This window comes from Belliella calami, assembly GCF_022549695.1.
Taxonomy (GTDB): domain Bacteria; phylum Bacteroidota; class Bacteroidia; order Cytophagales; family Cyclobacteriaceae; genus Belliella; species Belliella calami.
The window spans coordinates 1-13,551 of record NZ_JAKZGS010000018.1; the positions used below are offsets into that span (position 1 = coordinate 1).

The 13,551-nt window shown below is 36.3% G+C and carries 14 protein-coding genes; 5 read left to right on the plus strand and 9 right to left on the minus strand.

Features of this window, described 5'->3' with window-relative positions; all coding sequences use genetic code 11:
• Nucleotides 1-219: 219 nt before the first annotated feature.
• Entirely contained in the window at nt 220-1,041 is an 822-nt protein-coding gene (locus tag MM236_RS16545) for an aminotransferase class IV (RefSeq protein ID WP_241276104.1), read from the minus strand.
• Between the two features lie 55 nt (nt 1,042-1,096).
• On the opposite strand from MM236_RS16545, the gene MM236_RS16550 reads away from it, so the two are divergent.
• Nucleotides 1,097-1,516: a MerC domain-containing protein gene (locus MM236_RS16550; protein WP_241276105.1), complete on the plus strand. Its 420-nt coding sequence runs from the start codon at nt 1,097-1,099 to the stop codon at nt 1,514-1,516.
• Between the two features lie 54 nt (nt 1,517-1,570).
• Complete coding sequence (locus MM236_RS16555) at nt 1,571-2,011, plus strand: hypothetical protein (RefSeq protein ID WP_241276106.1); 441 nt, start codon at nt 1,571-1,573, stop codon at nt 2,009-2,011.
• Between the two features lie 6 nt (nt 2,012-2,017).
• Here MM236_RS16555 and MM236_RS16560 read toward each other — a convergent pair whose 3' ends face one another.
• The 3 genes from MM236_RS16560 to MM236_RS16570 are packed head-to-tail and all read right to left on the minus strand — an operon-like array spanning nt 2,018 to nt 3,685.
• Nucleotides 2,018-2,467, minus strand: coding sequence for a c-type cytochrome (locus MM236_RS16560; RefSeq protein ID WP_241276107.1), 450 nt, complete (start codon nt 2,465-2,467; stop codon nt 2,018-2,020).
• A gap of 2 nt (nt 2,468-2,469) precedes the next feature.
• On the minus strand, nt 2,470-3,129 hold the full coding sequence (locus tag MM236_RS16565) for an SCO family protein (RefSeq protein WP_241276108.1): 660 nt from the start codon (nt 3,127-3,129) through the stop codon (nt 2,470-2,472).
• A 13-nt stretch (nt 3,130-3,142) separates the two neighbouring features.
• Nucleotides 3,143-3,685 (minus strand): CopD family protein, encoded by a 543-nt coding sequence (locus MM236_RS16570; RefSeq protein WP_241276109.1) that lies wholly within the window; start codon nt 3,683-3,685, stop codon nt 3,143-3,145.
• 52 nt (nt 3,686-3,737) lie between these two features.
• Between MM236_RS16570 and MM236_RS16575 the strand changes: the two genes are divergently transcribed.
• Together MM236_RS16575 and meaB are read left to right on the plus strand one after the other, a co-directional pair.
• Nucleotides 3,738-4,142 carry a hypothetical protein gene (locus MM236_RS16575; protein ID WP_241276110.1) on the plus strand — a complete coding sequence of 135 codons (405 nt, stop codon included), beginning with the start codon at nt 3,738-3,740 and terminating at the stop codon, nt 4,140-4,142.
• A 31-nt stretch (nt 4,143-4,173) separates the two neighbouring features.
• Nucleotides 4,174-5,184 (plus strand): methylmalonyl Co-A mutase-associated GTPase MeaB, encoded by a 1,011-nt coding sequence (meaB, locus tag MM236_RS16580; protein WP_241276111.1) that lies wholly within the window; start codon nt 4,174-4,176, stop codon nt 5,182-5,184.
• Nucleotides 5,185-5,188: 4 nt separating this feature from the next.
• Here meaB and dnaA read toward each other — a convergent pair whose 3' ends face one another.
• The 3 genes from dnaA to MM236_RS16595 form a co-directional block, all read right to left on the minus strand.
• Complete coding sequence (gene dnaA, locus MM236_RS16585; protein ID WP_241276112.1) at nt 5,189-6,613, minus strand: chromosomal replication initiator protein DnaA; 1,425 nt, start codon at nt 6,611-6,613, stop codon at nt 5,189-5,191.
• Between the two features lie 116 nt (nt 6,614-6,729).
• Nucleotides 6,730-7,644 carry a bifunctional metallophosphatase/5'-nucleotidase gene (locus tag MM236_RS16590; RefSeq protein ID WP_241276113.1) on the minus strand — a complete coding sequence of 305 codons (915 nt, stop codon included), beginning with the start codon at nt 7,642-7,644 and terminating at the stop codon, nt 6,730-6,732.
• Nucleotide 7,645: 1 nt separating this feature from the next.
• Nucleotides 7,646-8,398 carry a 5'-nucleotidase C-terminal domain-containing protein gene (locus MM236_RS16595; protein ID WP_241276114.1) on the minus strand — a complete coding sequence of 251 codons (753 nt, stop codon included), beginning with the start codon at nt 8,396-8,398 and terminating at the stop codon, nt 7,646-7,648.
• A 152-nt stretch (nt 8,399-8,550) separates the two neighbouring features.
• Between MM236_RS16595 and MM236_RS16600 the strand changes: the two genes are divergently transcribed.
• Nucleotides 8,551-9,465: a glutaminase gene (locus MM236_RS16600; RefSeq protein ID WP_241276115.1), complete on the plus strand. Its 915-nt coding sequence runs from the start codon at nt 8,551-8,553 to the stop codon at nt 9,463-9,465.
• Between the two features lie 286 nt (nt 9,466-9,751).
• Here MM236_RS16600 and MM236_RS16605 read toward each other — a convergent pair whose 3' ends face one another.
• Both MM236_RS16605 and MM236_RS16610 read right to left on the minus strand, forming a co-directional pair.
• Complete coding sequence (locus MM236_RS16605; protein ID WP_241276116.1) at nt 9,752-12,379, minus strand: OmpA family protein; 2,628 nt, start codon at nt 12,377-12,379, stop codon at nt 9,752-9,754.
• Between the two features lie 4 nt (nt 12,380-12,383).
• Nucleotides 12,384-13,544, minus strand: a complete 1,161-nt coding sequence (locus MM236_RS16610) for a hypothetical protein (RefSeq protein WP_241276117.1) — start codon at nt 13,542-13,544, stop codon at nt 12,384-12,386.
• Nucleotides 13,545-13,551 lie beyond the last annotated feature (7 nt).

Consider the following 13,551-nt stretch of genomic DNA (forward strand, 5'->3'; position numbering starts at 1 on the left):
ACAAAGATCCAGAAAAATTAATGTACATCCTTGTTGATGCGGAGCTATTGGATTAGAATCAAGTTCATCTGAATGGATTTAAAAGATAAAAGGTCAGCGAAATTATTCGCTGACCTTTTATCTTTTTATTTGAGTTGTTTCAATAGCACCAGATTCTAGAGTTTAACATGGAAGTACAATTCATTTATAAACAATCTTGAAACTTGAATGATGGCTATTTTAATAAGTATGATTTTTCTCCATCTCCACAAAATCAGCTATCAATTTTTTGGTTATTTCCCCTACTTTTCCATCACCGATCTTTTGGTCATCAATTGTGGTAATAGGTAGGATTTTCTTTGTGGTGCTCGTGATGAATAATTCATCTGCATCAAGCAATTCCTCAAAACTAATTGACCTTATTTTGCATTCAGGAGCTAATTCTAGAACCCTCTTTCTTGTGATGCCATGCAAAATATGATTATTTGGTGTGCTGATTTCTCCATTTTTCACCATGAAAATATTACTTCTCGAACTTTCAGAAACCACTCCATTAAAATGATAAATGACATCCTCAGCACCAGCATCCTTCCATGAAGGACTTAACCATACTGGATAGGCATAGTTGGTGGTTTTGATGTCGGCGATCATCCGTACATGTTCTGCACTGAGTAATTTCACCCCATTTTCATATTTTTCTTTGCCTGGAAAAAGTAATTCTTCACAGAATATGAACAGCTCACCCTCAGCAGGGGAGAAGTGATTCTCTGAAACTCCACCCGTTAGCAGCATCCTTATGCCTCCATCTCGAAGGTCATTTTTTTGCACTAACTCAAGTATGATGTCTTTTAATTCACTTTTGGTAAATTTTAGTTTAAGGTGTGTTTTTTCGGCAGACCGTATGAATCTATCTAGATAATCAGATAAAAACATAGGGATGTAATTTGAAGTCCTGAAAAAGTCAAAGATCCCATAGCCCCTGATCAACCCAATATCCATCGGGTGAATTTGCGCAGTTTTAGAATCGATTATTTCGTTTTTGGCAAAGCAAAATGGTTTCATAAAATTTATTTTTGTTTTATGGCTGTTATTTAGTTTAATCTGTATATTTGCAATTATGTTGCAAATTATAAAAAGAATATCGGCTCAATCTGCCGACATCATGGGGATTTCGGCTTCTGTATTGTGTTTGATTCACTGCTTGGCTTTTCCGGTTTTGATTTCCATGGGTTTTATTTTCAATACAGATGATCATCATGACCATGACCATGATCATGCACATGTTCATTGGCATTGGATGGATTTTGTGTTCGTTATTTTGGCTGTTTGGGCAGTCATAAACGCCGTTAAAAGTACACAATCTAAAGGTATAAAAATAGCACTTTGGATTGCAGTTTCGATTTTTTCAGTAGGTGTTCTGATGCATGAGATCTATAGCTGGATGATTTTCGTCTCTTTGATAGCTTCTGTATCTTTGGTAATAATTCACATTATTAATTGGAAATATCACAGAAACTGTAAGGTAATTGTGAAATAATTTCTTTTTTAAGTGAATTTGGTATTCCTTTGTTGTATAAGATTATAACAAAGGATGATGAGATTTAACATTGTGATTGTATCAGTGGTTTCATTTTTGATTTTAACATTTTCTTGTCAATCTGAAAAAGTTGATGAAAATGAATTGTTGAGAGAAGAAGTGATAGCTATCCATGATGAAGTTATGCCTCATATGGGAGAGCTCAAAGCATTGAGGAAAAAAATTGATGCGAAAGCAAATTCGCTCGAATCAGATAGCCCAGAGGTTAATTCTGAAAAAGTGAAAGAATTGAGAGTATTGGCAGTGGAATTGGACGAGGCTTTTGATGGAATGTTTGTATGGATGAGGCAGTTTAAGAATTCTTATGAAGATATGTCAGAAGAAGCTATTCATGCTTATCTTTTGAACCAAAAAGAGTTGGTGAAAAAAGTAAATAATGATATCAATGTTTCTATGAAAAAAGCAAACGAAGAGTTGAAAAAGAGTGATCAATAATTTTGATCACTCTTTTTTGGTTTCTAAATATTCTGCTACTTTTTTACCATCTATCACCCCTTTTTCGTTGCCCCAAATGTTATAAATGTAAGTAACTATTTGTGCTATTTCCATATTTGTGAGGTTTGGATTGGCAGGCATTGGTTGATTATAAACCTGGCCATTTACTGTTATTTCTCCCTTTAAGCCATGTTTTATGATTCTGACTGTTTTACCTGGTTCATTTTCCATATAGTCAGAGCCTTTGAGTGGAGGGATTAGCTTACCCAAACCTGTTCCATCATTTTGATGACAGTTGGCACAGTAGTTTTCATATAAGATTTTACCTTCAATTGCGTATTGAAGCACTTTTGGATCTTTGATGTCAGATAACTCTCTATCGATTTTGTCTTTTTCTGGAGCACAGCCAAAGAATAAAAGGGAGATTATTAATGTCAGGAATATGTTGAATTTCACTTTCAGTTATTAGGTAATATTTTTGGGATGTCTTTTATCATTCTGTCGACTTGATTTTCTTTTGTGCCATCATATACCCCTCTGATGTTTCCATTTTGATCCACCAATACAAATGCACCAGAATGAAGGATTCCTCCAGGTTCATTCTTATCTTCCATGGCAGTTGTTAGATAGCTTGTTTGTCCAATTTCAAATATCTTTTCTTGATCTCCTGTCAGAAAATGCCATGTATCGTCACTTTCAACGCCAATTCTTGCAGCAAATTCTTTTAATAATTCTTCGGTGTCATGTTCTGGATCCAAAGTGTGGCTCAAGATCATGAAATCTGGATTGTCTTTGAATTTTTCATAAACCCTTAGCATTTGGGTTTTCATGATAGGACAAATCGTAGGGCAAGTAGTGAAAAAGAAATCTGCCACATAAACTTTCCCATTGGTGGTGTAATTGGAAATCTTTTTTCCTTCTTGATTTGTAAATGAGAAATCTGCGATTTTATGGCGAACTGTGTCTATTACTGTTTTCCCTTCCATTTCGAATTCATTTACGTGCCAATTTCCCAAAATAGGAAGTGGTTCGTTTGAATCTGTTTCTTTTGAGTTGCAGCCAAATGAAATATATAGAATCGATGTCAGCAAAAAGATGCTTCTAATTTTTTTCAACATTTTATTACTATTTTTAACCTTGATTTTTATTTCTAATTCTTTTATAAAATTTTATTCCCAACATCATGGTCACTCCTAGTGCCAATATCCCAACGATGCCCCAGACTACACTGATCAGACTTTTTAATACAATGAGAAAGACTATAGCAAAGAGCAAAACAGTAGCTACTTCGTTCCATATCCTTAATTGTGTTGAAGTCAACTTGGAAGTGCCATTTTGCAGATCAGTATAGATCTTTTGACAATAGAAGTGATATAAATAGAGTAGGAATACAAAGCCTAATTTGGCATGCATAAACCCTTGTTGCAAGTATCCCCAGCGGTATGATAAAACCCAGAATCCAAAAACAAGTGTGAGAATGGCAGAAGGCCAAGTGATAATATACCACAAGCGATTGGCCATTAGATTGAGTTGTGGTACGAGTATTTTTCTTTCGTTTTCAGGTTTTTGCCAAGCTTCAGCTTGATAAATAAACAGTCTGACGATATAGAATAACCCTGCAAACCAAGTAACTATGAAAATGATATGAAGAGCTTTGATGTATTCGAAGGCCATTATACTTTTTTTCTGCTAAATTAAGGCTTTAAATCTAAACATCCTTAAGAACATGCCAACTAGATATTTGTTTTATGTTATTATTTTGATTGTTGTGTTTCTAGTTATTTGGATAGGCAAAGAATCCTTTACACAACCCGGAGTAAATGATCTCGAATTGGAATTTGAAGAAATGGCGTTTTACAGAAATGAAAACAATACAGGCCCTGTCATTCGAGTTTATTCAGTATATGCAGCCGATACGCTTTGGAATATTTTGGAAGAGTATGGAGCATTTATGCCTCATACCAAATATGGAAATACAAAAGTTTTCTTTTTTGATTCAAAAGAAAATAGTCCTAAGACCACTTTTCCTGAAGAGCCATATTTTGACGAGAAGTATTACAAACACTGTATAGGTAAATATGAAAAATCAAGCATGGGAGATGAAAAATTTGTAAAATTCCCATTTAGGTAGCAATCAAATTCATCAAGAAAAATATTGGGTTTTGAAAAAAAGAAGAAGACTTTCCGAACAAGAGTATATAGAAGGTGTATTGGCAGGAGATCGTGTGGTTTTGAGTCAGGCGATCACTTTGGTGGAGAGTGCTTTACCTTCAGACCAACTGATTGCTGAGAATGTGATGTCAGCGATTTTGCCATTTACTGGAAAATCTATCCGGATAGGGATTACAGGAGTGCCAGGAGTTGGGAAAAGTACGTTTATTGAGCGTTTTGGGCAATTGGTGATTGAGGAAGGTTTGAGGCTGGCCGTTTTGGCTGTCGATCCAAGTAGTCAGTCAGGTAGGGGAAGTATCCTTGGTGACAAAACGAGGATGGAGATACTATCTATGGACAAGAGAGCCTATATCCGACCTAGCCCTTCTGGTACAGCTTTAGGAGGGGTCAGTGCAAGGACTAGGGAAGCAATGTTGCTGTGTGAAGCGGCAGGGTTTGATGTTATTTTTATAGAGACAGTGGGTGTTGGTCAGTCAGAGATTGCTGTCAAGGGTATGGTTGATTTCTTTCTTTTACTCATGCTTGCTGGTGCTGGTGATGAATTGCAGGGGATCAAGAAAGGGATCATTGAGATGTGTGATGCTTTGATAATCAATAAAGCTGATGGTGAAAATATAGAAGCAGCCAAAAGAGCCAAAAGAGAATATGCCAATGCTTTGCATTTGTTCCCAATAAAAGAAAACACATGGCTTCCAAAAGTAATGATTGGCTCAGGATTGAATGGTGAAGGGTTGCAATCCATCTGGGAGATGATTCTATCTTACAAGGAAAAGATGATCAACAATGGGTATTTCGAAAAAAACAGAGCTGATCAAAGATTAAATTGGATGAATGACCATGTCAGATATCTTCTTGAATCCACTTTTTACCAAAACCCTACAATAGAAAAAAGAATCAATGATTCCTTGACTGACATCAAGTCAGGAAATGTATCAGCGATCAAAAAAGCTAGAGAGTTGGTTGAGATTTTCATCCATCAAATCAAAATGGATGATAAGTAGCGTTTTAGTAAGAACGCATTTTGAATTTCTTTTTCAATTCATTGACAGAATTTCTGAAAGCAGTATCTGTTTCCATCAAATCATTTACGGTCTGTACCGCATGAATCACCGTACTATGGTCTCTGCCTCCAAAATGATAACCAATTGATTTCAAGGAATGATTTGTGAATTCTTTAGAGAAATACATGGCTACTTGCCTTGCCGTAACAATTTCTTTTTTCCTCGTTTTCGCTTTTAGATCATCAAGTTTTATGTCGAAATAATCGGAAACTGTTTTTTGGATAAAATCTATCCCAACTTCGGTTTCTATATCCTTGACAATATTTTTCATGATCTGCTTTGCAAGAGTAAGATCAATCTCTACTCTGTTTAGCGAAGCATGGGCGATTAAAGAGATCATTACCCCTTCCAGCTCTCTTACATTGGTGTCTACCGTGTAAGCTAGGTATTCAATCACGTCATCAGGGATGTAAATCCCCTCAGACTGCATCTTTCTTTTGATGATCGCTACCCTTGTTTCAAAATCAGGCATTTGCAAGTCAGCCGTAAGACCCCACTTGAACCTTGATAGCAATCTTTCTTCCAACCCTTTCAAATCCCTGGGAGGACAATCGGATGTCATGATGATTTGCTTTTTGTTTTGATGCAGGTGATTGAAGATGTGGAAAAACATCTCCTGGGTTCTATCTTTTCCTGCCAAAAATTGAATGTCATCGATGATCAAGACATCCACTTGCATGTAGAAATTTGTAAAACTTTTGATATTTCCATCTTTGATGGAATCCATAAATTGGTTTACGAATTTTTCAGATGATACATAAAGGACGAATTTCTCTTCAGGACCATTTTTGATTTCGTTTCCTATTGCTTGTACCAAATGGGTTTTGCCAAGTCCTACTCCTCCATATACCATCAATGGATTGAAAGAAGTAATTCCCGGCTTGGTAGCTACCGCAAAACCAGCAGACCTAGCTAATCTATTGCAATCTCCCTCTATGTAAGAGTTGAAGGAATAATTGGGGTTAAGGTTAGATTGAAGAAGCATGTCACTATTCAATGACTGCATTTCAAATGGACTTTTGCTTTCTTCTAATGGCTTTGGTTTTTTTGGATTGTTGGCAGCGGCGTTTCCTTGGGGATAGCTGACCATATATGGTTGGTTTTGGGAATTGCCCCTGTCCACCACTACAGCATATTCAAGCCGTCCATTTTGACCCAAAGTAGTTTTAATGGCTAGTTTGAGAACTTCCACATAATTGTCCTCTAGCCATTCGTAGAAAAATTGACTTGGAACCTGAATTGTAAGGCTACTTCCTTCTAATCTTACAGGATTGATGGGTTTGAACCAAGTAGAGAAACTTTGTTCACTGACGTGTTGTTCGATCACACGTAAGCATTCCTTCCATACTGCATTAGCCTCTGAACTCATTTATTTTATTGAAATACTGTATTTTGAAAAGATTGAATAAACTCCTTGTCTTATTTGAAGGGCATCAAATTTGGGGAAAATTAATTTAAATAAAAAATCAATTTCAGCTTGATTTTCTAATAAATTGTTAGATTTCTGGAACTTGCAAAGGTTATTTTGTCACTGTTTGAAAATTCAAAATCTAATTTTCCTAATCTAAGAGCTCCCGTGCCCACTTGATTTACAATTGTTGTGTGGCCTTCAGCATTTTTTACCAATGTCGGTTCGTCTAAGAAAGTATGCGTATGTCCTCCCAATATCAAATCAATTCCAGAAACTTGGCTGGCTAACTTGAGGTCGTCAATTTTTTCAGATCGATAAGAATATCCCAAATGTGATAAACAGATGATTAAATCACATCTATTCCGCTTCAGCTCTTCTATCATTTCTTTGGCAACTTCCACCGGATCCAAATATTTCGTTTTGCCATAATTTTTGGAACCCACTAATCCTTCCAAAGAGATACCCAACGCAAAAACACCAATTTTTATTCCACTTTTTTTGAAAATCTTGAAAGGGCGGAAGGCCTCTTTCAGTATTGTATCTGAAAAGTCGTAATTAGAAGATAATATTTCAAACTTGGCGTGTTCTAATTGCTGTAGGATTCCCTCCAAGCCATTATCAAATTCATGATTTCCCAAAGTACTCGCATCATAACCCATTTGACTCATAAGTTTGAGCTCCAATTCCCCCCGATATAGATTGAAATACGGGGTTCCTTGAAAGAAATCTCCAGAATCCAGCAAGAGAACATTGTCAGAATCAGACCTTACTTTATTGACTAGTGATGCTAGTTTTGTCATTCCGCCCTGATTTGCATTTCTTCCTCCATCATTTGGGAAAGGCTCTATTCTAGAATGGATGTCATTGGTGTGAATGATTGTGATGCTTTTTGAACTAGCCTTTAGGCTGGATAAAGCCATTACAGAATCACCAATACTTAAGCCTAAGCCCGTCAATATACTATTTTTAAGAAACGATCTTCTTTGCATCTTATCTGTAAATTTGTCTGCCTTCTATTTCAGCGTTAAGGTTTTTTCCTTCGCTTGTTTTTTCCTGAATCATTTCGATCAGCATGTCTCTCAGTAGTATGTTTGAGTTCTCTTTGATGTGTAATCCCATCAAAAAGTCCATGTTGTCACCACCATTCGCCAAATAATCATTAATAGCTAAAAGATAGGTTTTCCCTTGCTCTACGGATTTTCCATTGACAGAAAATTCTTTAAGCTGATTGTCTTCTCCATATATTCTCATACCGCTCACTGACATGTTTTTTCTTTCTGTCATGAATTCAGCTAGTTTTATGACGTCATTGGATTGTAATTCTAAGACAACTAGGTAATTGTCAAAAGGAGAAAGTTCATAAATATTCCCCAATGTAATTTTTCCCAAAGGTAGTTCGTTTCTCATTCCACCATTGTTGATGATAGAGATATCAACCGCAAGTCCGAATTTTTTTTCAACATATTCTTTTTGTATGTCGGTAACAAAATTCCCTAGCAAATTTTCCCTGCCTTCTTTTGTCAAAGCTTTTTCCGAGACACCAATTACAGTTCCCATTTTCTCTTCCATAGTTTCTTTGTAAGGAGAAACGAATTGGACGAAGCTCTCTTCTTGCTCAATTGTTTCATCAGCTGCTTTATAATTACCCTGAAACTGAAAACCCAACTGCGGGCTACAATTTAGAAAAAGTAATGAGATCATGCTGGCAAAAAACAATTGCTTTGTCAGTGATGTGTTATTCATTAGAATTGTCCTTTAAGCTTAGAATTATGATTGTTCCAAAGATAAAATTTTTAATTGTTTATACCCTAATGACTTTTTGAAGGATCTTATTTTTCATTACACAAACTCAACGTAATCCTTTTTTCTATATAAAATAAAGGACAACTTTAGGGATGGACTATCAGAAAGTAATAGAAGAAGTATATAACGAGGTCTTGGATGAAAACCCAAGAGGCAAAGTTGCAACTTATATCCCCGAACTTGAAAATGTCAATCCTGATCAATTTGGAATAGCTCTAGTTGACTTGGAAGGGAATGTTTATGGAGTAGGGGATTATCAAGTACCTTTTTCGATCCAGAGTATCAGCAAGGTACATACATTGACTATGGTTTTTCATGTTTTCAAGTCAAAACTATGGTCAAGGGTAAATGTCGAGCCTAGCGGTAATCCTTTCAATTCTATAGCCCAGCTTGAGTTTGAAAAGGGAATTCCTAGAAATCCGTTTATCAATGCAGGAGCTTTGGTGATTACTGATGCCTTATGCAGCAAATTTAAAGAACCGGTCAAGCAAATATCAGATTTTATCAATGAAATCTCAGGCCAAAACTGTGTAAAAATTGACCATCAAGTCAAAAATTCAGAAAAAAACCACAGCGAAAGAAATACTGCAATGGCATACTTTCTTAAAGCATACAAAAACTTTGACAATGATATTGCTGAAGTCTTGGATGTTTATTTTTCACATTGTGCCATGGAAATGTCTTGTGTTGATTTGGCAAAGTCCTTTTCTTTTTTGGCAAATGATGGGTATTCGATCTTTGCAAATAGGGAGATAGTTTCTGAAAGCCATGCAAGAAGAATCAATGCATTGATGTTGACTTGTGGGTTTTATGATGAATCAGGTGAATTTGCTTTTAGGGTTGGGCTGCCAGGTAAAAGTGGAGTTGGTGGAGGAGTAGCAGCTGTCATGCCTCATAAATTCAGTATAGCAGTTTGGAGTCCCGAGCTGAATGAAAAAGGCAATTCCGTCAAATCTGTGAAGGCTCTGGAACTATTGACAGATAAATTGTCTTTTTCGTTGTTTTAAGACAAAAAAAAAGTAAGTGAAGGATTAACCTTTACTTACTCTTTTTGGCTTATCTAAAGATGCGTGTCTGTAATGTTACACTTTATGTAAAAAAAGACTTCACATGTTACAGATACTTATACTTGCCAACAACTTTTGGCAGCGGCATAGACAATATAAATTCAAATCTCTCACCCCAGTTTTATTTGGCTAAGCGGTAATAAAGCAGGTGGTCTTTTGTATAAAATCAGATTTGAAAAGTGTGCTTAGAGTCATTGAAATGACTTTTTTTTATGATCTTTAAATATCAGTTTTCAGTCTCAATGCGTGCCTCTACTTTTCTATCCAAATCATTGGATGATTTCTGGGAGCCACGAATTACTTGACCTCCAGACTCAAAAGAAATTTTTGAAGCGCTTATCCCGAATTTTTCTTCCAAAATACCTGCAACTGCTTTCATTCTTTCATCAGCCAATTTCAGATTATAGGTCACATTGCCTGTATTGTCTGCATATCCAGTCAGCAAGATTTTATACCCTTCATTGCTATTTACAAACTCTACCATTTTACCAAGTTTTTGGATTTCACTTTGATCGGGTTCTCTTTGATTGACTTGGAAATAGATGATCTCTTTAGATCGCAATAGCTTTATCTCTGGATCATTTTCTATAAATACAGTATCTCTAACGATAATTTGATCGGGGATTTTTTGAACAATGCTATCTTCAGTTGCCTTATATTTGGCCATTTCTGATTTTTTTTCAGCGGCATTTTTGGCCAATCTATTTAGCTCGCCTTGATCCAATCCTAATGCTATAAAGCTCCAAGTTGTAGCAACTCTATTGACCCTATTGATTTGTTCCAAATCGATTTGCGTCTCTTCTTTTACAGCTTCCTCGTTAGCATTTGTAGGATTCTGATCATTGGAGGATACGGCCTTACCGACTGCCGCACCTCCAAAGAATGCTCCTATAGTTCTCCAAAACCCACCTCTTTCCCTTCTGTTTCTTTCAGGTTGTTGTACCACTCTATCCCTTATTACAGTTTGGTTGTTTGTAGTGATTCTTTGAGGTTCAGTATATTGTACTGGGGAGGGATTGTCCGATGAGGATCTTCGACTTCCCATATATATTACTTCTCTCGGTAATGCATTGAGGCTATCTCTTTCGGCTTTCAACCTTCTTGATTCAGCTTCTAACTTTGTAATTCGCTCTGCTTGCGCTGAATTTTTTTTTTGGATATCCTCTTCTACTCTAGACTGCAACTGACCTAATGTGTCTGATTGGTCGAATTGATTTGCTCTTTGAGAAAGCAGTGGCCTGGATTGATCTTCTACTAATGAAACAGAATCTTTTGCTGAAGCGATGTTTTTTGATTTTTCACCAATTACTTCATCGCTAAATCTACTTTGAACCGTCAGCGTGCTGTCTTCTATTACCCTAACTGATTCATTACCGAACAAGATAGAATCACTTTGATTCATTGGTAACAAATAATTGTACGGTAAGTAAGACCTGACCTGAGATTGGATTTGATAATTGTTTTTAAGATTTGCAATACTGTCAATTTCAAATTCATGTTGCATTTTACTCTTTTGAATGCTATCTAGGCTATATCGTAAATCAAAAACCCGTTTTTCAGTAGCGTTTTTCAAAGAATCTTTCTCCGACGCATTTAGGATTGTGTCATTGGCTAGATAGTCCAAATTTTGAATCAGGTTTTGTTGGATTTCCAGAAGTGTTTTTTCTTCCAGCCTGTTTTTCAGAATTTGCTCTTTTCTACTTGCAATCTGTTGATCCCATGTCAATATTTTTGTTTTGTACTCTATGCTATCTCTCCACCCTTGATCAACCATCTGGATGTTGGTGTAATAATTATAAGTGTTTCCATATTTCTCAATAGGTTCAGCTTCGGTCCTTGCTTTTAGAGATTCATTAATGGAGTCCTTTTTAGCTACTTCTATTGCTTTTGGGCCTATTGGCTGATTGTCTGTGTAAGAAGGATATGTTGTACTGAGTCTGGGTGCGCTAAAGGACGTTTTACTAGCTCCGAAATTGAACTTTATACCTACACCATGATAGATTACCCAGTCGTTCAGCCCATTGTTTTTGCCTCTGTTGGGCTCTATTGGATCTACTACATTTGGTCCGGGTTTGGCAGCATATGCTTGGAAACTATTGTCGTAACTGTCTCTGTATGTTCCGCTGACATCATCCAAATAATCTGAAAATGAATGGATAAAGTCACTTTGGGCGAATATCTCAAATCTATTCCCCAGTCTCAATCTAATACCAAGACCAAAGTTTGCATAAAACGTACCTAAGTCATATCCATCTTCCAATTCGGTTCTAAGAGGGCTAAGTTCGGTTTCATAAATGCCATTATTCAGGGTATTTGGATCAAGGTAATTGTATTGATTTCCTTCATCATCAAGTAAATCACCACTGATATCAAAATCCAAGAAACCAAATCCCAAAGTGAAATAAGGTGCTAAAAGGGATTTGGATGATAGGAATCTGTCATTATCAGTTTTGAAGACCAATGAGATGCCCATATCTCTAGTGTTGTTTTGGAAATTTAGGGCACGGTCAAAGTTTCGAGAAGTACTTAGGATTTCCCCGTTTCTTTGGATATATCTATCACTCATCGAATATTGGTATTGACCATAGCTAAATTGTAGACCAACAGTTGGACTTAAGCTTTTTTCTAATGAGATCTTGAATGAATATTGATCAAAATAATTTTCATTAAAATAGAACAAATGATGGAGGGCATCTGTGTTGGAAAGGCCTCTTATCCGAAATGGGGTAAGATCTCCATAATAGTTTGAGTAACCTCCACTAACTCCCAATCTCCAATCAAATTCTTTTTGTTGCCCAATCAGGCTTGATAGAGAGATGGTACATGCGAATATTGTGAATATTAGCTTTTTCATCAGATTACCTCCTGTTGTTTAGCCCAACCCATAGGTTGAATTCAAGGCTTAAACCCACATAAGGCTGGATATAATCAGTTTTGTTGCCAGTGGTTGCATCCTCCAAGTTGATCATTACAGCGCCGGCATTGAACCTCATGAAATTGAACATTTTATAGCCCAATCCTGCATAAATAGGTAGATTGACAATAGGCCCCGAAATTTTACTGCCATTTTCCGACTCAAAATTTTGGACAAAGACACCTGTGGAAAATGAAGCATTTCCCAAAAATTTCCTAAAAGTTCTGTTGCCAAGGGGAAGGGAAAGTCCTAGATATGGACCGTTGAAATATTCTGTAGACCCCAAAGTTCTTTTGACTGCAAAAGCACCATATCCAAAGTTCAACGGTAAAGTATTTGGTTTCTTCTCTGTAGGATATGCATTTACCTCTCTTATGTCAACCAAAGACATGAGGCTTCTTGCCAGAAATTGATCGAGCTCATTTTGTACAGTTGCTGTCAATTCGCTGATATATTTATCTGCATAGACCGCTTTTTCATTCTCTCCATCTTTATTGCCTAGGATATTGAATCTAGCTCTTCTAAGTTTTAATTTGTTTTTTTGAGCCAGTTTTTGTCTGACTAAGTCACTGAAACCTGGAAAATCTCTCCCTAAAAAATGTCTGTAATCGATCAAACCATTTTCTACTATTTGGTTCATTTGGGAGATCAATACTTGATCATTGTTGTAAGATTTGATCCCGCTGGAAGCTACTTCTAAATTTGCATTTATATAAGAGGCCAAGTTTTTGTTGAGTGAGCTTTTTACTTCCTCCATCTGTGCTTCTTCTGCTCTTTCGTAAAAATAAAACTCTAGGTTGTACTCTGTGTTGCTTTTAAGTGGATTTCCTATATAGAGTTCATATTGGTTGATTTGAAAATCAAAGGCTGTTTTCCAGCTATACTCCTCAGTTTGGTTTTCATTTTTGCCAGGCCTGTTTATTTTTACTTTCACAAACTCTATATTCTGTGGCAATGTTCCCCTGATGTAAAATGGTTCTTCAGCAGGTAGAGGCACACCTGAGTTTACTTGATTTGAAATGACATTATATTCTACGGATTTGATTTGTGCAAAAGAATGGCTGCAAACCGTAAATACTAAGATGATTATAAATATTTTTTTCATAACTATA

Coding starts and splice junctions, on each gene's coding strand:
- MM236_RS16570 (WP_241276109.1), bottom strand. CDS start 3,685: ATGGCCTTCGAATACATCAAAGCTCTTCATATCATTTTCATAGTTACT.
- MM236_RS16545 (WP_241276104.1), bottom strand. CDS start 1,041: ATGAAACCATTTTGCTTTGCCAAAAACGAAATAATCGATTCTAAAACT.
- MM236_RS16565 (WP_241276108.1), bottom strand. CDS start 3,129: ATGTTGAAAAAAATTAGAAGCATCTTTTTGCTGACATCGATTCTATAT.
- dnaA (WP_241276112.1), bottom strand. CDS start 6,613: ATGAGTTCAGAGGCTAATGCAGTATGGAAGGAATGCTTACGTGTGATC.
- MM236_RS16610 (WP_241276117.1), bottom strand. CDS start 13,544: ATGAAAAAAATATTTATAATCATCTTAGTATTTACGGTTTGCAGCCAT.
- MM236_RS16595 (WP_241276114.1), bottom strand. CDS start 8,398: ATGAATAACACATCACTGACAAAGCAATTGTTTTTTGCCAGCATGATC.
- MM236_RS16605 (WP_241276116.1), bottom strand. CDS start 12,379: ATGAAAAAGCTAATATTCACAATATTCGCATGTACCATCTCTCTATCA.
- MM236_RS16590 (WP_241276113.1), bottom strand. CDS start 7,644: ATGCAAAGAAGATCGTTTCTTAAAAATAGTATATTGACGGGCTTAGGC.
- MM236_RS16600 (WP_241276115.1), top strand. CDS start 8,551: ATGGACTATCAGAAAGTAATAGAAGAAGTATATAACGAGGTCTTGGAT.
- MM236_RS16550 (WP_241276105.1), top strand. CDS start 1,097: ATGTTGCAAATTATAAAAAGAATATCGGCTCAATCTGCCGACATCATG.
- MM236_RS16555 (WP_241276106.1), top strand. CDS start 1,571: ATGATGAGATTTAACATTGTGATTGTATCAGTGGTTTCATTTTTGATT.
- MM236_RS16575 (WP_241276110.1), top strand. CDS start 3,738: ATGCCAACTAGATATTTGTTTTATGTTATTATTTTGATTGTTGTGTTT.